The 19972-nt window shown below is 64.9% G+C and carries 18 protein-coding genes; 14 read left to right on the forward strand and 4 right to left on the reverse strand.

All coding sequences use genetic code 11. The features are described 5' to 3' along the window. Positions 1–290: 290 nt before the first annotated feature. Positions 291–2762 carry a TonB-dependent receptor gene (locus AAFG13_RS19390; protein WP_342713019.1) on the forward strand — a complete coding sequence of 824 codons (2472 nt, stop codon included), beginning with the start codon at positions 291–293 and terminating at the stop codon, positions 2760–2762. 200 nt (positions 2763–2962) lie between these two features. Here AAFG13_RS19390 and AAFG13_RS19395 read toward each other — a convergent pair whose 3' ends face one another. Next, positions 2963–3736, reverse strand: a complete 774-nt coding sequence (locus tag AAFG13_RS19395) for an SDR family NAD(P)-dependent oxidoreductase (protein WP_212315757.1) — start codon at positions 3734–3736, stop codon at positions 2963–2965. Between the two features lie 124 nt (positions 3737–3860). After that, complete coding sequence (locus AAFG13_RS19400; RefSeq protein WP_342713020.1) at positions 3861–4481, reverse strand: hypothetical protein; 621 nt, start codon at positions 4479–4481, stop codon at positions 3861–3863. Positions 4482–4839: 358 nt separating this feature from the next. Between AAFG13_RS19400 and tuf the strand changes: the two genes are divergently transcribed. The 3 genes from tuf to AAFG13_RS19415 all read left to right on the forward strand — a co-directional run bounded on the left by tuf (position 4840) and on the right by AAFG13_RS19415 (position 9035). Continuing rightward, complete coding sequence (gene tuf, locus AAFG13_RS19405) at positions 4840–6045, forward strand: elongation factor Tu (RefSeq protein WP_212315761.1); 1206 nt, start codon at positions 4840–4842, stop codon at positions 6043–6045. A gap of 245 nt (positions 6046–6290) precedes the next feature. Beyond that, a complete protein-coding gene (locus tag AAFG13_RS19410; RefSeq protein WP_342713021.1) occupies positions 6291–6614 on the forward strand; it encodes a hypothetical protein in 324 nt (107 codons plus the stop codon). A 159-nt stretch (positions 6615–6773) separates the two neighbouring features. Continuing rightward, on the forward strand, positions 6774–9035 hold the full coding sequence (locus AAFG13_RS19415) for a TonB-dependent receptor (protein ID WP_342713022.1): 2262 nt from the start codon (positions 6774–6776) through the stop codon (positions 9033–9035). A gap of 49 nt (positions 9036–9084) precedes the next feature. On the opposite strand, the gene AAFG13_RS19420 is transcribed toward AAFG13_RS19415, so the two are convergent. After that, entirely contained in the window at positions 9085–10017 is a 933-nt protein-coding gene (locus tag AAFG13_RS19420) for a LysR family transcriptional regulator (protein ID WP_342713023.1), read from the reverse strand. Between the two features lie 115 nt (positions 10018–10132). Here AAFG13_RS19420 and AAFG13_RS19425 point away from each other — a divergent pair, with 115 nt between their 5' ends. The 3 genes from AAFG13_RS19425 (at position 10133) to AAFG13_RS19435 (ending at position 11275) form a co-directional block, all read left to right on the forward strand. Beyond that, positions 10133–10471, forward strand: a complete 339-nt coding sequence (locus AAFG13_RS19425; RefSeq protein WP_342713024.1) for a hypothetical protein — start codon at positions 10133–10135, stop codon at positions 10469–10471. A gap of 45 nt (positions 10472–10516) precedes the next feature. Next, positions 10517–10990, forward strand: coding sequence for a hypothetical protein (locus AAFG13_RS19430; RefSeq protein WP_342713025.1), 474 nt, complete (start codon positions 10517–10519; stop codon positions 10988–10990). Positions 10991–11122: 132 nt separating this feature from the next. After that, positions 11123–11275 (forward strand): hypothetical protein, encoded by a 153-nt coding sequence (locus AAFG13_RS19435; RefSeq protein WP_212315769.1) that lies wholly within the window; start codon positions 11123–11125, stop codon positions 11273–11275. A 37-nt stretch (positions 11276–11312) separates the two neighbouring features. On the opposite strand, the gene AAFG13_RS19440 is transcribed toward AAFG13_RS19435, so the two are convergent. Beyond that, a complete protein-coding gene (locus tag AAFG13_RS19440) occupies positions 11313–12221 on the reverse strand; it encodes a LysR family transcriptional regulator (protein WP_212315771.1) in 909 nt (302 codons plus the stop codon). A 136-nt stretch (positions 12222–12357) separates the two neighbouring features. Here AAFG13_RS19440 and AAFG13_RS19445 point away from each other — a divergent pair, with 136 nt between their 5' ends. The 7 genes from AAFG13_RS19445 to AAFG13_RS19475 all read left to right on the forward strand — a co-directional run bounded on the left by AAFG13_RS19445 (position 12358) and on the right by AAFG13_RS19475 (position 19972). Then, positions 12358–13131, forward strand: a complete 774-nt coding sequence (locus tag AAFG13_RS19445) for an SDR family oxidoreductase (protein ID WP_342713026.1) — start codon at positions 12358–12360, stop codon at positions 13129–13131. A 135-nt stretch (positions 13132–13266) separates the two neighbouring features. Continuing rightward, on the forward strand, positions 13267–14202 hold the full coding sequence (locus tag AAFG13_RS19450) for a helix-turn-helix domain-containing protein (protein ID WP_212315775.1): 936 nt from the start codon (positions 13267–13269) through the stop codon (positions 14200–14202). 113 nt (positions 14203–14315) lie between these two features. Continuing rightward, positions 14316–15560 (forward strand): acyl-CoA dehydrogenase family protein, encoded by a 1245-nt coding sequence (locus tag AAFG13_RS19455; protein WP_342713027.1) that lies wholly within the window; start codon positions 14316–14318, stop codon positions 15558–15560. Positions 15561–15580: 20 nt separating this feature from the next. Next, positions 15581–16300: an SDR family oxidoreductase gene (locus tag AAFG13_RS19460; RefSeq protein WP_212315777.1), complete on the forward strand. Its 720-nt coding sequence runs from the start codon at positions 15581–15583 to the stop codon at positions 16298–16300. Positions 16301–16633: 333 nt separating this feature from the next. Beyond that, on the forward strand, positions 16634–17884 hold the full coding sequence (locus AAFG13_RS19465; protein ID WP_050401637.1) for an ABC transporter substrate-binding protein: 1251 nt from the start codon (positions 16634–16636) through the stop codon (positions 17882–17884). A 138-nt stretch (positions 17885–18022) separates the two neighbouring features. After that, positions 18023–18841: an AraC family transcriptional regulator gene (locus tag AAFG13_RS19470; RefSeq protein ID WP_212315779.1), complete on the forward strand. Its 819-nt coding sequence runs from the start codon at positions 18023–18025 to the stop codon at positions 18839–18841. 120 nt (positions 18842–18961) lie between these two features. Continuing rightward, positions 18962–19972 carry a branched-chain amino acid ABC transporter permease gene (locus tag AAFG13_RS19475; RefSeq protein ID WP_212315780.1) on the forward strand — a complete coding sequence of 337 codons (1011 nt, stop codon included), beginning with the start codon at positions 18962–18964 and terminating at the stop codon, positions 19970–19972.

The raw sequence follows: 19972 nt of genomic DNA on the forward strand, positions 1-19972 counted from the left end.
TCTTGGGCATAAGTCTCCGCAAAACCGGCGAGAATCACCACCGCGCAGCCGGTTGGCGGGCCCGTCGACCGGCATCGGGAATTTTTCCCGATTTCGGATGGAAAAGAATCCCGGACCTCCGGGACACATCTTGTTTGCCAAAGCACCAGCGCTCCCGCAGTCTCAAAACCAAGGTTCGTCGGGGATAAAAGCCGAACCGGGACAACAGGGTGGGCGTTATGGCTGGTGCGTTGTTGCTTACGGCAACACGATTTTTGTCTTCTTCGGCCATTACGCGCGGCGTTGCGGCCATGCTCACCGCCATCGGAGCTGCAGCGCCGCTGACGATGGTGCAGGCCCAGACCCCTGCCCCGACCGAACTACCGCCGGTCACCGTGATTGCCCCCTCGCCGCTGTCAGGCACACGCAGCATCAAGCCTGCCGCCCGGCCGGTGGTGCGGACCTCGCGAACCGCCCGCACACGGGCCGCGCCGGTGCAAACCGCGGCGGCGCCCGAGGGCGGTACCGGGGTCCCTGGTCCGTCCGACCGCGACTCGAGCCTGCTTGATCGCGACAAGATCCCGTCCAACACCGAGGTGCTGACCTCGGCGGATTTCAGCCGCAACTATTCGACGAACTTTCTTGACTCGGTGAACCGCAAGCTGCCCGGCGTCACGCTGACCGATCAGACCGGCAATCCCTTCCAGCGCAATCTCGACTATCGCGGCTTCGTCGCCTCGCCGGTTCAGGGAACGCCGCAGGGCATCGCGGTCTATCAGAACGGCGTCCGCGTCAACGAATCCTGGGGTGACGTGGTCAACTGGGATTTCATCCCGGAAAAGGCCATCGACCGAGTGTCGCTGGTTCCCAATAACCCCGTGTTCGGCCTCAACGCGATCGGCGGCGCGCTCAGCATCCAGATGAAGAACGGTTTCACCTATCAGGGCGTCGAGGGTGAAGTGTTCGGCGGCTCCTTTGGGCGCGTGCAGGGCAGCGTGCAGGCCGGCGGCCAGAAGGACAATATCTCGGCCTATGCCGTGTTCGAATCCGCCTATGACCGCGGCTGGCGCGACTATGCCAATTCGTCGCACGTCAACCGCATGTATGTCGACATCGGCGCGCGCAACGATGACACCGAATTCCACGTCAATTTCACCGGCGCCAGCAATCTGCTCGGCAACGTCGCCGCAACGCCGGTCGAGATGCTCAACCAGCGCTGGTCGAGCGTCTACACCTGGCCGCAATCGACGATGCTGCAGCTCGCTTTCGTCAACGCCACGCTGAGCCATAATTTCTCGGACACCTGGTCGTTCCAGGGCAACGCCTATTTCCGCGGCTTCCGGCAGACCCATGTCGACGGCAACGGCACTGACGTTGCGCCGTGCGACGATCCCACGACCTTGTGCATCGGCGACGGCCTCCCGGTTTTCGGTCCTGCGGACGGTCCCGCGACTCCGAACACGCTGGGCAACGCTTTCCTTGGCGAGCTCGATCGCAACCGAGCTGCCACTAACAGTTTCGGCGGCACGGCCCAGTTCACCAATACCGACAGACTGTTCGGGCACGACAACCACGTCGTCATGGGCGTCAGCGTCGACCATGGCAACACCAAGTTTACTGCGACCAGCGAGCTCGGCACCGTCGACCAGAATCTGTTCGTGACGGGCACCGGGGTCTTCATCAACCAGCCCGACGCCGGCCTCAGCCCGGTCGATCTGCGCGCCACCAACACCTACACCGGCGTCTACCTCACCGACACGTTCGACGTGACGAACAGGTTCTCGGTCACGGCCGGTGGACGGTTCAACTATGCCCAGATCGACCTGCAGGACCAGACCGGAACCAACGACCTACTCAACAGCAGCAATCGTTTCCAGCGCTTCAACCCGGTGATCGGCGGCACCTTCAAGATCACCCCGAACCTCACCGCCTATGCCGGCTATTCGGAAGCCAACCGCGCACCGACGCCGCTGGAGCTCGGCTGCTCCGATCCCAACCATCCCTGCATGATCGACACCTTCCTGGTGGCCGACCCGCCGCTCAAGCAGGTGGTGTCGCACACCGTCGAGGCCGGCCTGCGCGGCAGCTGGGGCCGCGACGCCAGGACCGGCATGCTGAGCTGGGGCCTGGGCGTGTTCCACACCCTGTCCGACGACGACATCATCCAGGTTACGAGCCCGCTCGGCGTCAACAATTTCGGCTTCTTCCAGAATGCCGGGCAGACCTTGCGGCAGGGCATCGAGGCCAAGCTCGACTATCGCATCGATCGCTGGAACGCCTACGCCAACTACACCTTTGTCGACGCCACCTATCGAAGCGCGGTCACACTGTCTTCGCCGAACAATCCGAATGCCCTGACCAACGATGCCGGCGCGCAATTCGTCAACGTCATGCCGGGCGACCACATCCCAGGCATTCCCGCGCACCGCTTCAAGGCCGGCGTCGACTACAACGTGACAGATGCGTGGAAGGTCGGCGCCGACCTCAACGTCGTGGGCAGCCAGTGGATCATCCATGATTACACCAACCAGAGCCCGAAGGTGCCGGCCTATTCGGTCGTCAATCTCCACACGTCGTATCAGCTCACGAAGAACATCGAGGTGTTCGGCCTGATCAACAATGTGTTCAACCAGCGCTACTATCTGAGCGGCGCGTTCTATCAAACGGGCGGCTTTGCCAGCGCCGGCGGTCTGCCCAACCTGATGGCGCAGCTGAGCGATCCGCGCACCTTCGTGCCCGGCATGCCGCTCGCCGCCTATGCCGGCATCAGGGCGAAGTTCTAGGGCGCACCGCACTCCCTCTCCCCGTTCTTACGAGGAGAGGGTTGGGGTGAGGGGCCGTCTCCGCAGATTCGGTGGTAACTGTGTTCGCGGAGACTCCCCCTCACCCGGAACGCATCTTGCGATGCGTTCCGACCTCTCCCCGCACGCGGCGCGAGGTGAAGCGGATCCCGCGGCTCGATTCAAAATGAACTCATCTAGCGCTAAGCCACCGTCCCGCCGTCGACCGGCATCGCGATGCCGGTGACGAACGAGGCCTTGTCCGACAGCAGGAACACCGCAACCTCGGCGATCTCCTCAGGGCGCGCGGCGCGGCCCATCGGATTGCGGGTCACCGCAGCCTTGATCAATTCCTCGGGGTCAGCCTCGTTGTGGCCCGGCTGGTCCGGCCGGTTGACGAACACCCGCAGCATCGGCGTGTCGATCGCGCCAGGGCAGATCGCATTGACGCGCACGCCGTCCTTGGCGTGACGCTTGGCGAGCGCCCGCGCGAGACCGATTACGCCGGCCTTGGCCGCTGAATAGGTCGGGCTCCAAGGCGAGCCGACCAGGCCCGAGGTCGATGCGGTGAACAGGATGCTGCCCTTCCGCCGCGTCGTCATCTGCCCGAGCGCGGCATTGGTGGTGATCAGCTGCGAGCGCAGATTGAGATCGACGCTGAGATCCCAGCCTTCCAGATCGTCGATCACAGACGGACCGGGAATGCCGAGATGATTCCACACGCAATCGAGCGCACCGAACTCCTTCACGGTCGCAGCAACGATATCGCGCGAGAACTTGTCGTCGCGCAGATCGCCGGCCAGCGCCAGCGCACGTCCACCACCCTTTTTGATCTCCTCGACCACCGCCTTCGCGCCGGCCTCGTTCTGGTCGACCACCGCGACCGCAGCACCCTCGCGCGCGAGAATGAGCGCGCCGGCACGACCGGCGCCCGATGCCGCGGCGGTGACGAGTGCGATCTTGCCTTGCATGTCCATGGTTCGATCCTGATTGTGCTCGCGAGCTCGAGCCTTCTTGGTTCTGATTGAAGTTCTGGTTGGATCAGGATCGCAACGCTGTGGTCTTGCGCTGACGCGCTACCGTCAGGCTGCCGGCTTCGCGCTAGCGGCCGCCGAACAGAACCGGTGACTGGCCGGGCAGCAGCTGCGAATAGATGTCGCTGTCCATGCGCTCCGCCCCTTGCTGGGTGAAACCGGCCCCGAACGACAGGGTGACATTCGAGGTCGGGCGGAACTCGAGTCCCGCACGTGCCGTATACCCGGCGTTGACGCCGGGATTGCCGCTGAACGGCGCCAGCGGACCGCCGGCGCCGGAGGGATTGTATTTCAACGAGTCGAAGCCGGCGAAGAACGTCACGGGCGTATCGCCGACGCCCTTGAAATTGTAGCCGACCTGCGCGCCCTGATATTCGAGCGAGCCGAACGCCGCCGATCGACCGAGCGTGTTCCAGCCGGCGCGGCCGCCTTCGCCGCCGATGAACCAGCCATCCGGACGGCCGTTCAGATACGAGAAGTCGCCGCCTTGCGGGGCGGTGGCGTCAAAGCCCGGAAAGTTGCCGTAAGTGTCCGCCTTCTGGCCATCGGCCAGGCTGCCGCCGAAGCCGAACAGCGAGCCCGGCGTCCAGTAGCGCACAGGGCCGGCCTGGGCGTTGGCCTGCTGGGCGCCGAGACAGAGCACTGCGGCGATGATTGCGAGACCGGATTTGCTTGCGAAAGTGGACATAGGGTTACCGTCACGTGCGGCCAAACTATACCCGTCGGACGTCGACAATGCCAGTGCTGCACTTCGGCGCGACAGCCCCGCCTCTTGCCAATTGCGTGGCGACCGCTTATGTACGCGCCTCCTTTTGTAGAGCGAGCGACCCAGGTTTCCAACATGCGGCAGTCACAGCGAGCATCAGTGCTGATGACGGGAGGGCTAATGCCCTCGTCCGCCGCCATTCTGCTTTGGACCTGACCCCACGTCACACCTGACATTGGAAGGTAGCCCGGAGCGGAAGCGGCTCCTGGCGCCGAACGGGCTCTCGCGGTGCCACGAGTCGTGCAAACCAGCACGGGAGCTCGAACACCACAGGTGTCCCATGGCCAAAGAGAAGTTCATCCGCCTCAAGCCCAACTGCAATGTTGGCACGATCGGCCACGTGGATCATGGCAAGACGACGCTGACGGCAGCGATGACGAAGGTTTCAGCCGATCACGGCTGGGGCGAGTTCGTCTCCTATCAGGACGTTGCCAAGGCGTCGGCCGCGCAAGGTACGCGTGACGATACGAAGATCCTGACCATCGCGACAAGCCACGTCGAGTTCTCGACGGCGGCGCGCCACTACTCGCACGTCGACTGCCCGGGCCACGCCGATTATGTGAAGAACATGATCACCGGCGCGGCGCAGATGGACGGCGCGATCCTGGTCGTCTCGGCCGTCGACGGACCGATGCCGCAGACGCGCGAGCACATCCTGCTCGCGCGCCAGATCGGCGTGCCGCGCATCGTGGTGTTCCTGAACAAGTGCGATGTCGCCGACGATCCGGAACTGGTCGATCTCGTCGAGATCGAGGTGCGTGACCTGTTGTCGAAGTACCAGTATGACGGCGACAACGCGCCGGTCGTGCGCGGTGCGGCGATGGCCGCGCTGCGCGGCGAGCACGGTCCGCTGGCGGATCAGGCGATCCTCGAACTGTTCGAGGCGCTGGACAGCTTTATCGAGCTGCCCGAGCGGCCGAAGGATCGTCCGTTCCTGATGCCGATCGAGGGCGTGCAGTCGATCGCGGGGCGCGGCACCGTGGTGACCGGGCTCGTCGAGCGCGGCACGATCAGGATCGGCGACGAGGTCGAGATCGTCGGCCTCGGCGAGACCCGCAAGTCGGTCGTGACCAGCATCGAGAGCTACCGGAAGATCCTCGATCAGGGGCAGGCCGGCGACAATGTCGGCTGCCTGCTGCGCGGGATCGACAAGGCTCTCGTGCAGCGCGGTCAGGTGCTGTCGCATCCGGGTGGTGCGTCGCCGCACCGGACCTTCCGCGCGGAAGTGTATGTGCTGACGAAGGACGAAGGCGGCCGGCACACGCCGTTCTTCGCCAACTATCGTCCGCAGTTCTACTTCCGGACCGCCGACGTCACCGGCACCGTCCAGCTCGCCGACGGCGCCGAGATGGTGATGCCAGGCGACAGCGCCGAGTTCACGATCGAGCTCAACAAGCCGATCGCGCTCGAGGCGCGGTCGCGCTTCGCGATCCGTGAAGGCAACCGCACCGTCGGTGCCGGCGTGGTCACCGCGATCGTCGAGTGAGGAATGGGGGCGCGGCGTAAGCCGGGCCCCCATTTTCCAACGTCGCGATGTTGCAAGATCGCCCGATCGCCTGGAAATTGATCGCATTGCCCGGCAATGCAGATTGACAGACCGGCACGTTTTCGAAACTGTGCGACACCGCGTCGCAGGCGCCGTCCATCGGTCTTGTGACCTCTCGATGCGGAAATGGCGTCGTCATGAAGTGGTTTCGTTCGAACAACAGGCACGGGGCTCGGCTGGCGCTGTTGGCGCTGTCGATCCAGTTCGTGCTGTCGTTCGGCCATTTTCATGCCATTGCGCCGGCACAGGCGACAGCGTCGTTCGCGGCGCATATCGAGAACGCCTCGCGCGACGAGCCTCGTTCGAATCCTGATTCCGATCTGGCCGTAGATCTCTGCGCTATCTGCGCCGTCGTAGCGATGACGAGCACGGCGACGCCGGCGCCGGCGTTGCCGCCACTTCAATTGCCCGATGCCATCGCTCTGCTCTCCTGGCAGATCGACAATTATGCGGCGCCGCTTGATATCGGCCGGCTGCATTATCAGCCGCGCGCGCCTCCGATCTCCTGAACTCCCTGCACGACTGAACGTCGAACGCGGCCACCATTCGGCTGCCGTTTGAGCAATGGGGAATTTCGCCGTCGCGCATCGACGGCGGGCTCGACCGCGTCCTTCGGTGAGGATCCGGATCGCAGCCTCGTGAGATCGGGAACCAACATGTCAGGAATTATGAGACGACGCGCCGCCGCCGGCGCTGCATCGCTCTTGGTCTACGGGATGAACGGCGCCGCATTCGGGCAGACGACGGCGCCGACAACCACTCTTCCCGACATCACGGTGACGGCGCCGCAGCACCACACCGCGCCGTCCGGACCGAACAAGCCGAAGACGCGCGTTGCGAGCGGCGGCGGCCACCGCGCGCGCAGAACCGGAGCGGTATCGGCGACGCCGGAATCTCCGGAGCAAACCCAGGCGCAAGCCGTCGCAAGCCAGAACACGCGGCTCGACCAGGCCCGCGCCGCGCTGCTGGCACCCACCGGCGCCAACAGCTACCAGATGAGCCGGCAAGCCCTCGAGGCATTGCCACAGGGCACCAACACCACGCTCGACAAGGCGCTGCTGCAGGCGCCCGGGGTTTCGCAGGACTCCGCCGCAAGCGGCGAGCTGCACGTGCGCAACGAGCACGCCAACCTGCAATACCGTATCAACGGGATCATGCTCCCCGACGGCGTCGGCGCCTTCGGCCAGATCATCGACACCGGGATCGTCGGCAGCATGGCGCTGATCACGGGTGCACTGCCCGCGCAGTATGGCCTGCGCACCGCCGGCGTGCTCGACATCCAGACCAAGGCCGATGCCTTCAACAATTCCGGCAGCGTCAGCGTCTATGGCGGCAGCCACGGCACCTTCACCACCAGCGTCGACTATGGCGGCACGATCGGACAGACGCAGTATTACGTCTCCGGCCGCTATTTCGGCAGCGATGTCGGCATCGAGAACCCGACGCCGGCCTATAGCGCCATCCACGACCGGACCGACCAGGAGAAGGGCTTTGCCTATGTCTCGACCGCGATCGATCCGACCAGCCGGCTGACCTATATCGGCGGCGTCTCCAACGGCGCCTATCAGATCCCCAACAATCCCGGCCAGCCTCCGGCCTTCACCGCCTACGGCGTCTCGAATTTCGATTCCGCGCTGCTCAACGAACGGCAGCATGAATTCAATCAGTTCAACGTCGTGGCCTACCAGAAGTCGGGCGATGGGTTCGACTACCAGATCGCCTATTTCAACCGCTACAGCCAGCTGCACTTCATGCCCGATCCGGTCGGCGATCTCGTCTTCAACGGCGTCGCGTCGGACGTCTATCGCCAGAGCTTCATCAACGGCATCCAGGAGGACACCTCCTACAGGCTGGGCTTCGCGCACACGCTGAAGTTCGGCGTCGCGTCGAGCGCCGAGCGCTCGCTGGTCAACAACGGCTCGACCGTTCTGCCGCTCGACGACGCCAGCAATCCGATCGATGCGCCGCTCTCGGTGTTCGATTCAAGCGCCAAGACCGGATATCTGTTCTCCACCTACATTGCCGACGAATGGAAGATCACGAACCAGCTGACGCTCAATGCCGGCCTGCGCTTCGACCAGATGTGGCAATATGTCGATGCCAACCAGCTGAGCCCGCGGATCAGCCTGACATGGAAGCCCACTGACGGCACGACCTTCCATGCCGGCTATGCCCGCAACTTCACGCCGCCCGAGCAGGTGCTGGCTGCCCCGACCAATCTTGCGCTGGTACAGAACACGACGGCGCAGCCGGCGACCACCGCCAAAGACCCCGTGCTGCCGGAGCGCTCGCACGTGTTCGACATCGGCGTCACGCAGAAAGTTGATGCGATCCCCGGCCTCGAGGTCGGCATGGACGCCTATTACAAGATCGCGACCGACCTGCTCGACGACGGCCAGTTCGGCCAGGCCTACGTCCTGACCGCCTTCAACTATGCGAAAGGCACCAACGAAGGCGTCGAGCTGACCGCGCGATACGACCACGACAATCTGCATCTCTACGGCAATGTCGCGATCGCGAGGCAAGTCGCCACCCAGGTCGTCTCGAACCAGTATCTGTTCGATCCGGACGAACTGGCCTACATCGCCAACAATTACGTCAACACCGACCATGCCCAGACGCTGACCGCATCGGTCGGCGGCTGGTACCAATGGCACGACACCAAGTTCAGCGCGTCGGTGATCTACGGTTCAGGCCTGCGCGACGGCTTCGCCAATACTGGCACGGTGCCGCCCTACGCGCAGGTCAACGTCGGCGTCTCGCACGACTTCAACATTGTCGCACCGAACAAGCCGACCACGCTGCGCTTCGACGTTGTCAATTTGTTCGACACCGTCTACCAGATCCGCGACGGCTCCGGCATCGGCGTGTTCGCGCCGCAATACGGCCCGCGCCGCGGCTTCTACGCCGGCATCACGCAGAAGTTCTGACGAGGCCTGTTCAGCAGGCGCGGCGGAGACACGCGCCCGCCGTGCCGGCTCACAGTTCGGCGACCAGTTTGACCAGCTGGTCCCGCAACCAGACATGGGCCGGGTCGTGATGGTAGGACGCATGCCACAGCAGTGACACCGTAACGTCTTTCACCTTCACCGGCGGCGGACTGAGGCTGAGCCCGAGATCGGCGGCGAAGCGGCGCGCCAGCCGCGCGCCCATGGTGACGATCACGGGCGCCTGCGCCACAAGATACGGCACGGTGAGGAAGCGCGGCGTGGTCAGCGCAACGGACCGCTGCAGGCCGAGCTCTTCGAGCGCCTCATCGACAGAGCCGCGCACGGTGCGCCCCGGCCGCAGGCTGGTCAGCACGTGCGGAAGTCGGATGTAGTCCTCGAGCGAGATGGGCGGCGTGATGCCCGTCTTCTCCGCATTGAACATGCAAAGGAAGCTCTCGGTGAACAGCACGCGCTGTTTGTGATGCAATTGTCCTTGCTGGATCGGCCCGTAGGAGAGCGCGAGATCCACTTCGTCGGCGTCGAGATCATCGAGCAGCCGGGACGTATCGACGTTGTAGAGCCGCAGGTGAATGCCCGGCGCGATCTCGCGCATGCGCGCCAGGAGGCGCGGCACGATCAGGATTTCCATACTGTCCGACAGGCCGAGCCTGAACGTCCGCACCGCCGTGGCCGGATCGAAGGTCTTCTCGCGCAGCAGCACCGCCTCGACCTGTGCGAGCGCGGTCCGCACCGGATCGAGCAAGGTCATCGCGCGCGGGGTGAGGCGCATGCCGTCGGCCCCGCGCGTGAGCAACTCGTCATCGAACAGTTCGCGCAGGCGGGCGAGATTGTGACTCATCGCGGATTGGCCAATGCCGACGGAGCCTGCCGCCCGGGTCACGCTCCGTTCGGTGAGCAGCGCATTGAGATGAACAAGCAGATTCAGGTCGATCCGACCCAAATTGACGGCATCGATGGCCATTATCGATCCTATCTGTTTGATCGATGATCATAGCCTCACCATCTCCTCCGGCAAGGGAGCAGACGGGCAATCGCTCGCCGCCCAGGTTCCAACACTCAAGCCAATGGAGGATCCCATGTCGATCCGCAGCACAGTTCTCGCCACAGCCTTTGCCCTCGCCTCACTTGGCGCCTCGTTTGGCGCCGCAGAGGCGCGCGGGCTCAGGCCGATCGAAGCCCAAAGCATCCATCTCGGCGACGTATCCGGCGTCGCCTACTACACGGTCGAGCCCGATGGATATCGCGTCGTGACCACGCTCTCACAGGGCGAGGCCGGAACGCCGGTCCGCTTCGTCTCGGTGCTGGCGCCCGGTCAGCGTGCCCTGCTCTCGACGCCGAACCAGGCAGGCGCAGTGGAGATCAGCCGGAACGGCGACAGCGTGACTGTCCGCAAGTCGGGCACGCTCTCCAACTAGTGGCACAGCGGTCGGAGCCTTCCATCAAAGGTGCAGGAGCGACAGATGTCCACGATCCACCTTCATCGGACGACCAGCTTGACGCCCGAGCAGTACGTCGCCGGCCTCACCGACTTCGGGCCGGGCCGCTCCAAACTGTTCGGCAACAGCGCCGACGCGTATCTCAAGATGCATGATCGCGGCCCTTCGCAGGCGGATGTGACCGAGGGCTCGAACGGCATCTGGGAACGTTTGCACTACGACTGGTCCGACCCCGACCATGTCGTCCTGACGACGACCGACTCCAATGTGTGGGGTGGCAAGTCGGGCCATACCTACAACTTCGTGCGGCGGTCCGATGGCACGACCGACATTGACGTGGTCGTGGTGCGCGAGGGCAAGAATCTCAAGGGATGGCTCCTCGGCCTCGTGCTCGGGTCGATCGGCAGAGGCGTCCTGGAAAAGGCATTCGAAAACTCCGTCAAAGCCATCGAGCAGCGGCACGCGGAGGCGCTTCAGAAGGCCCGGATTGCAGCCTAGACGCGGAGCATTGAAAGTATTGCTCCGAGATCAATGTTTCTATTGTACCGAGCAATGTACCGGACCATATCTAGGTTCAACGAACGCATTGCACCGGGGCGGCCCGGTGCAAGCCGAATGGAGACAACTGAAATGGAGATCAATTATCTCGATACGTTCCTGGCATTCCTCGGAATGACCTTCGGACTGGTTTCGGTGATGCCCGGCCTGTTTTTCCAGCCCAAGGCCGAGGTGAAGCGCGCGACAAGGACGACCTCGACCCGCGCCGGCAACAGCAGGCGATGACGCGCTGCGGCTTTCGGGCCCGCATCACGCTGAAGTTCTAGTCCGCGACAAGCAGCTTCTCTTTCAGCAGTGCCGTCAGCCAATCGGCAAACACCTGTAGCCGCCGCGACAGATGCTGGCGGTGCGGATAGAGCAAGGTCATCGGCATCGGCGCCGCGCGATGCTGCGGCATCACCTCAACGAGCTCTCCGGCATCGAGATGCCGCTTCACGTCGTAGGCGGGAATCTGGATCAGCCCGAGGCCGGCCAGGCAACACGCGATATAGGCTTCCGCGCTGTTGACGGTGACGCGGCCGCGCATCGCGATGGTGCGCGACGCGCCCTGCTCACACCATTCCCACTCCTCGATGCGGCCGGTGGACGGCGAGGCGTAGTTGACCGCCCAATGCGTGGCGAGATCATCCGGCGTCTGCGGGGTGCCGTGGCGCGCAAGATATCCCGCGCTCGCGACGTTGATCAGCGTCAGATTGCCGAGCGGCCGCGCGATCAAACCGGAATCGCCGAGCGCGCCGACGCGCACGACGCAATCGGCGGAGTCCGCGATCAGGTTGATGGCGCGATCGGTGACGCCGAGATCGATGTCAATCTGCGGATAGCGATCGAGGAAGGCAGGCAGCGCCGGCGCGATGATCAGGCGTCCGATCCGCCCGGGCACGTCGACCCTCAGTCGACCCGACGGCTCGGCCGCGGCATGGCGGAACAGGGTCTCGGCCTCCTCGACATCGGCGACGACGCGCAGGCACCGTTCGTAGAAGGCCGCGCCATCATGCGTGAGCGACACTTTTCGCGTCGTCCGGTGCAGCAGCCGGGCGCCGATGCGCTGCTCCAGCTCCGCGACCGCTGACGAGACCGACGAGCGCGGCAGCCCGAGCGTGTCGGCCGCCCGCGTAAAGCTCGCGCACTCGACGACGCGGGCGAAGATGCGGAAGAGATCGATGCGGTCCAAGATCGGGCCCCGATTGTTCGCCATTTCTGACAAGTGAGGTCAGAATGCACAGCTTTATCGGCAAATCCTAGACGATATCGTTGTCTCCAGAAAGCGGCCGCACGGCGCGGCCGCGAGATCCGGAGAGGCGAACGCCATGACCGACCACAGCATCAAGGGAAAGACCGTCATCATCGCCGGCGGCGCCAAGAACCTCGGCGGCCTGATCGCACGCGATCTCGCGGCGCACGGCGCGAAGGCGATCGCAATCCACTACAACAGCGCCGCGACCAAGGCCGACGCCGACGCGACCGTCGCCGCGATCAAGGCTGCTGGCGCCAACGCGGTCGCGTTCCAGGCCAACCTCACGACCTCGGGCGCGATGGAGAAGCTGTTCACTGATGCTGTCGCTGCGATCGGCCGTCCCGACATCGCGATCAACACCGTCGGCAAGGTGTTGAAGAAGCCGATGGTCGAGATCTCGGAGGCCGAATACGACGCGATGAGCGCGGTCAACGCCAAGTCCGCGTTCTTCTTCCTCAAGGAAGCCGGCCGCCATCTGAACGACAACGGCAAGATCTGCACCCTGGTGACGTCGCTGCTCGGCGCCTACACGCCGTTCTATGCCGCCTATGCCGGCACCAAGGCGCCGGTCGAGCATTTCACCCGCGCGGCCTCGAAAGAATTCGGCGCACGCGGCATCTCGGTGACTGCGATCGGCCCCGGCCCGATGGACACGCCGTTCTTCTATCCTGCCGAAGGCGCGGACGCAGTCGCCTATCACAAATCGGCCGCGGCGCTGTCCGGTTTCTCGAAGACCGGTCTCACCGACATCAAGGATGTCGTGCCCTGGATTCGCCTGCTGGTGTCGGACGGCTGGTGGATGACCGGCCAGACCATTTTGGTCAATGGCGGCTACACCACGAAGTGAGACCGTCGTCCTCTGCATGCACGCGCCATGCTTTGCAGGAAAAACAGGCCGCCGGCGGAATTTGACCGCCGGTTTGGCCGGCGATATCGTTCGCCCCGCTGGGCCCTTCGCAGTGACGGTCTATTCGAGGCGCACATGGAATGGTCGACCAGGCCGGCCCGTCCGGATCAGCCCTTCGGCAGTTGGGCCGACGACCTCGCAGCCGCCTTCGTGCGACTGGAGCCGCGCAGGATTGCCGAGGAGTCGTTTGCCGGCGCGATCTGCAAGGTCGACGCCGCGCCGCTGCAGATATCGCGGGTCACGGCGAGCGGGCACATCGTGCACCGGCTCGCCTCGCACATCGCTGCGAGCACCGACGACCTTTGCTTCGTCAACCTCCAGCTCGAAGGGCTGGGACGCACCTCGCAGCGCGGCCACGAGCAGATCAGCGCCCCCGGCGATCTCGCGGTTGCCGATACGACGCAGCCGTTCGAGATCGCCCACCGGCATCACTTCAAGCTGTTCTGCTTTGCCGTGCCGCGGCGCCTGTTGCCGGACACGCTGTTCGATCGCCCGCGGCTCGGTCTGTCTGCGACCGAAACCGGTCGCGCGCTCTCGCGGACGCTGGCGAGCTACGCCGAGCTCTGCCTGAGCGGCGGTCGCCTCCCAACAACCTCGGCGATGCTCGGCACGCATATCGCCGAGCTGATCGCGCACGCACCCGACATCCTCGCCGACATGGCGGCGGAGCGCGTGCATACGCCGGTGCTGCTGTCGATGATGCTTGACCATATCGCCCGGCACAGCGACGACCCCGAGCTCGGTGCGCCGGCGCTGGCCGCAAAATTCCGCTGCTCCGAGCGCTACGTGCACCGCCTGTTTGCGAGCACCGGCCGCTCGGTGGGCGAACACGTCAACGAGCAGCGGATCGCCGCGTGCACGCGCGCCCTGCTCGATCGCACCTCAGCGCACAAGACCATTGCCGAGATCGCCTTTGCCGCGGGCTTCCGCGACATCTCGCATTTCAACCGCCTGTTCAAGCGCCACAATGGCCTCGCCCCGCGCGAGTTCCGCCGCGCCGCCGCACACTGAAGCGCGACGAGAGCTGGTTCACTCCGCGCCAAGAAATCGGGCACTGCCGTCCAAGATTTCCTGACCACACCGCGATAGCCATAGCCCGAACCGCCGACACGGAGGGCATTGGCATGGCGATCGATTTCACGCTCACGGCACAGCAGCGCGAGCTGCAGCTCGCCTCCCGTAAGTTTGCGAGGGAGGTGCTGGCCGATGCCAGGGCCGCCGAAAAGCTGGCGACGCCCGAGCAGCGCTTTCTCGGGACCAAGCCGACCTACGAGGCGATGGTGGCGGCGGGCTATCTGCGCAAATGCATTCCGGCGCCGGCGGGCGGCGACAATGCCGGCATGATCGACATGGCGATCCTCGCCGAGGAATTCTACAGCGTGAACCCCAGCGTGACCCTCACGATGCTCGGCAGCGTGCTCGGCCTGCTGCCGCTACTGCTCGGCGGCACGCCGGAGCAGTGCCAGCGGCTGCTTGCGCCGTTCCTGAAGACCAGCGGCGCCCCGCTCGCCGCCTTCTGCTCGAGCGAGCCGGGCGGCAGCGCCAACGCCGCCTCGCCGCCACCCGGCGAGGGCGTCCGCACCACCGCGCGGCGCGAGGGCGACAACTGGCTGATCAACGGCCGCAAGAAATGGGTGTCCTCGGCCACCGGCTGGAATCGCGAGGGCGCCGATCTTCTGACCGTCGTGTGCCGGACCGATCCGGCAGCGGCACCCGATGCGGCGATCTCGATCATTGCCGTGCAAGGACCAGTGACCGGCCTTGTGTTCGAACGCGCGATCGACAGCATCGGTCATCGCGCCCACCTCGTCCCACAGTTTGGCTTTCAGAATGTCGCGGCGCCCCACCACAATCTGCTCGGACAGCAAGGTGCCGGCCTGGCGCTGACCGCGGCGGCGTTCACCGGCACCGCGGCGCTGGTCGGAATCTTCGGCGTCGCGCTGATGCGGGCGGCCTTCGCGTTCGCACTGGATTTTGCCCGCAGCGAAAAGCGCGGCGGCGTCCACCCCATCATCGAGCATCAAGCGGTCGGATACGCGCTCGCCGATGCCAAGACCACGATCGAAGCGGCGCGCACTCTCAGCTGGCGCGCCTGCCATGCACTGGACACCCAGTCGCCGGCGGCCGAAGAGCTGGCGGTGCAGGCCAAGATCTTCGGCTCCGAGGCCGCCGTGCGCGTCATCACCGATCTGATGCGGGTGGTCGGGATCGACAGCTACGATCATGAGGCGCCATTCGGCGGCCTGCTGCAGGACGCGCTCGCGCTGCCGATCTTCGACGGCGGCAATATCGGCATCCGGCGCCGGCAACTGCACGCGATGTTCAAGAGCCGCGACTACAGCCCGCTCGCCGCAAGCGGCGCAGCGTAGCGCGAAAAAGGAGTGCAATCATGAGCACAGAGCGGAAAGTGGCAGTCGTCACCGGCGCATCGCAGGGGATCGGAGCCGGCCTCGTTCAGGCCTTCAGGGATCGCAACTGCCGGGTCGTCGCGACGTCACGCTCGATCAAGCCGGCCGCCGATGCCGATATCGTCACGGTGGCGGGCGACGTCGGTGCAGCCGATACGGCAGAGCAGGTGTTCAAGGCGGCGCTGCAGCGCTTCGGTCGCGTCGACACGCTGGTCAACAACGCCGGCATCTTCATGGCAAAACCTTTCACGGCCTACACGCAGGATGACTACGCCAGCTACATCTCGACCAACGTCACCGGCTTCTTCCACATGACCCGGCGCGCGCTGGAGCTGATGAGCAAGCAGGGCCACGGCCACGTCGTCACGATCACGACGAGTCTCGTCGACCAGCCGATGAGCAGCGTTCCCGCCGCCCTCGCTTCGCTGACAAAGGGCGCCCTGAACGCCGCAACCCGCGCGCTCGCCATCGAATATGCAAGGACCGGAATCCGCGTCAACGCGGTGTCGCCCGGGATCATCAAGACCCCGATGCACCCGGCGGAGGCGCATCAGGCGCTCGCAGCCCTTCACCCTGTTGGCAGGATGGGAGATATCTCCGACATCGTCGACGCGGTGCTCTACCTCGATGGCGCAGGCTTCGTGACCGGAGAAGTGCTCCACGTCGACGGCGGACAGGCCGCCGGCCACCACATGCCGTAACGCAGGCGATGTCCGGACCATGTTGCCGCTCCGCGCTACGGGCCTCGCGGCGCACGAACGCGGCGTGAGATGCGGTGGACGCCGAATGCGCAATTGACGCGTGCACAAATTCAGTGTCGTCCCGGCGCAGGCCGAGACGACGATTGTGTATGCGGTCCCGCCGCGAATCTCGTTGCGGCGCAACAATCAAAATGAGACTGCCCGTTAAGCACCCCCGCTGCGACGACATCCGCGCCGCGCCTGCCTTCGGCTAGCTTTGCCGCAACAACCGGACGCCAATCAGCCTTCGTCAGGCCATGTTGGCGCCGGTGACAACACAGAGGGAGGAGAGCGATGTTGAAAGGCAGTTTGGGACTGATTGCGTTGAGCAGCCTGTTGCTTTCGGGCACGGCGTTCGCCCAGGAGAAGATCAAGGTCGGCGTCACCGCGACGCTCGAGGGCACCTATACGGTGCTCGGCGAGGACGGCATGCGCGGCCACCAGACCGCGCTCAACGTGCTCGGCAAGAAGATCGGCGACAAGGAGCTCGAATTCGTCGTCGCCTCGACCGATGCGACGCCGGACTCCGCGGTGCGCGCGGTGCGCAAGCTGATCGAGCAGGACAAGGTGCAGATCCTGCTGTCGCCGCTGTCCGGCGACGAAGGCATCGCGGTGAAGAATTTTGCCAAGACCCATCCGGAGCTGACCTTCGTCAACGCCGCCTCCGGCGCGCAGGAGACGACCTACGTCGATCCGGCGCCGAACTTCTTCCGCTACAACATGGACGGCGCGCAGTGGCAGGTCGGCCTCGGCAAATATGCCTATGAGACCAAGGGCTATCGCAAGATCGCGACGGTCGGCGAGGATTACTCGTTCATCTACACCCAGGTGTTCGGCCTGGTGCTGGAGTTCTGCGGCGCCGGCGGCCAGGTCACCAACCGGCAATGGGTGCCGCTCGGCACCAAGGACTTCGCCTCTGTCATCGCCGCGCTGCCTGACGATGTCGATGCGATCTATCTCGGCCTCGGCGGCGCCGACGCCGTCAACTTCCTCAACCAGTATCAGCAGGCCGGCGGCAAGGCGCATCTGATGGGCGGCTCGATCATGATCGACCAGACCATCCTGTCGTCGAAGGGCAGCGCCAAGAACGCGCTGATCGGCACCATCGCCGCGAGCGGCCAGGCCGATACCTGGGAGGATCCGGGCTGGCAGAAATTCGTGAAGGCCTATCAGGACTCGTTCCCGGAGAGCAAACGCTTCCCGAGCCCGTCGCTGCTCGCCACCAACTATTACGGCTCGACCATGGCGCTGATCCTGGCGCTGCGGCAGGTCAATGGCGATCTCTCCAACAACCAGGCCAAGCTGAAGGACGCGCTGGCCAAGATCGAGATCGACGCCCCGAATGGCAAGATCAAGCTCGACGCCAACCGCCAGGCGATCGGCACCAATTTCGTCACCGAGGTGGTCGATGACGGCAAGGGCGCGCTGTTCAGCAAGGTCGTGAAGGTGATCCCGAACGTCAACCAGACGCTGGGCTACGATCCGGCGGTGTTCGCCAAGATCGGCCTGCCGAGCCGCACGGTCCCGGAGTGCAAGAAGTACTGACGTATTTGTTGCAGGTGCGAGCAAGCCAGCCGTGACGGAAGCGCGCGGTTGCATGAACAGCCCTGCTCGCCCTTGCTTTCCGCGGGCGGATGATGAACGCTTGTCGAAAAGACAAGAACATCCCGCGGGAGGGGAGGCATGAGCAGGGCGCTTGCCGTCTTCCACGGCCGGTTCGGTCGCGCGACGGTCTATCAGTTGAACCGTCCCTTCAACGTGCATGCGCACCGCGAAGGGCACCTGATCTTTCATGTCGGCGGAACGCCGGCGCAGATCGATGTCTCCGAGCAGCGCCTGCTGCTCAAGGACGACACCGTGGTTGCGGTCAACCCGTGGGAACCGCACAATTTTCTGCCGACCGACATGGACCACGGCGCGATCTTCTTCGTGCTCTATGTCAACGCCGAATGGTTCGCGCCGCAGCCGGCGAGCGCGCAGGGCCTGCGGTTCGGCCGCACCTTCTTTCCGCGCACGGAGGCGCTCGACCGGCTGATCCGCCGCACCGCAGCACTGGTGTGCGGCGCGCCGTCGCTGCGCAGCCTCGACTGCGAGCTCCGGCAGCTGATCGACTCCTGCTACGAGGAGAGCTGGCAGGCGGCGCAGGACGCGCGCGCCGCCGCCGCGGTGACCGATTTCCGGGTCCGCAAATCGATCAAGCTGATGTCGGAAAGCCCCGGCGCCGAGATCGAGCTCGATGCGATCGCGCGCGAAGCGGGGTTGTCGCGGCCGCATTTCTACCGGCTGTTCCGCACCCAGACCGGCGTCACCCCTCACCTCTACATGAACACGCTAATCATGGAGCAGGCGCTGGATGCGCTGGTCGCGACCGAAACGCCGATCGCCGATATCGGCTTCGATCTCGGCTTCTCCTCGCAGAGCGGTTTCACCCGCTTCTTCGCCGCCAATGTCGGCATGGCCCCGACCGACTATCGCCGCGCTGCCAAGGTGTTGCGGCCGTGAAAGAGTTCCAGAGCAGACGATAAAAGATACTCTCGATCAAATCCGCCGCTTTCGCCCTCGGTAGGATACTGGACACGCGGCCCGGCAGACGGTCGCGACGTCAGAGGGAACGCGACGGAGATGGCCAGGTTCATCGAACGCCATCCGGCCTGGGCGCTGATCGTGATCATCGCGGTCGCGGTGCTGCTGTGGCTGGTGTTCGCGATCTGGCCGCCGGGGCTGGAAGCCGCGATCGGCCGCAAGCGCGTGTTCCTCAACGCCGTCTTGAACGGCGTCACGCTCGGTGGGCTGTATTTCCTGGTGGCCAGCGGCTTCACGCTGATCTTCGGCCTGATGCGCAACGTCAACCTCGCCCACGGCTCGCTCTATCTGTTCGGTGGCTATATCGGCTACGCGATCAGCACCTGGACCGGATCATGGATCCTCAGCTTCATCGTCGCTTTCATCGCGGCGGCGCTGGTCGGCGTGATCCTGCAGCTCGCCGTGTTCCGCCGCATGGAGGGTCAGGACCTCAGGCAGACCATGGTCACGATCGGGCTCTCGATCGTGTTCGCGGATTTGATGCTCTGGGTGTTTGGCGGCGACTTCTACCAGGTCCAGACCCCGAGCTGGCTGATCGGGCCGGTGCAGCTGCCGCTGCTCACCGCAATCAAATCATCGGGCGAGCCGGTCTATCTGCAATATCCGCTGGTACGGCTGGTGATCTTCGCGGCGTCCGTCGTGATCGGCGTCGCAATGTGGCTGGCGCTCAACCGTACGCGGATCGGCATGATCGTGCGCGCCGGGGTCGACGACCGCGACATCCTGGCCGCGACCGGGGTGCGGATCCAGCTGGTGTTCGTGCTGGTGTTCGCGCTCGGCGCGGGGCTCGCCGGCATCGCCGGCGTGGTTGGCGGCACCTTCCAGTCGCTGTCGCCGGGCGAGGACACCCGCTTCCTGCTCGCCTCGCTCGTGGTCGTGATCGTCGGCGGCATGGGCTCGATCCCGGGCGCTGCGCTCGGCGCCGTCATCATCGGGCTCGCCGAGCAGCTCGGCTCGGTCTACATCCCGACCTACGCTATCGTCGTCACCTTCCTGATCATGGTCGTGGTGCTGGCGCTGCGGCCGCAGGGCCTGCTCGCGAGGCGATGA

The organism is Bradyrhizobium sp. B124, from assembly GCF_038967635.1.
Lineage (GTDB): Bacteria > Pseudomonadota > Alphaproteobacteria > Rhizobiales > Xanthobacteraceae > Bradyrhizobium.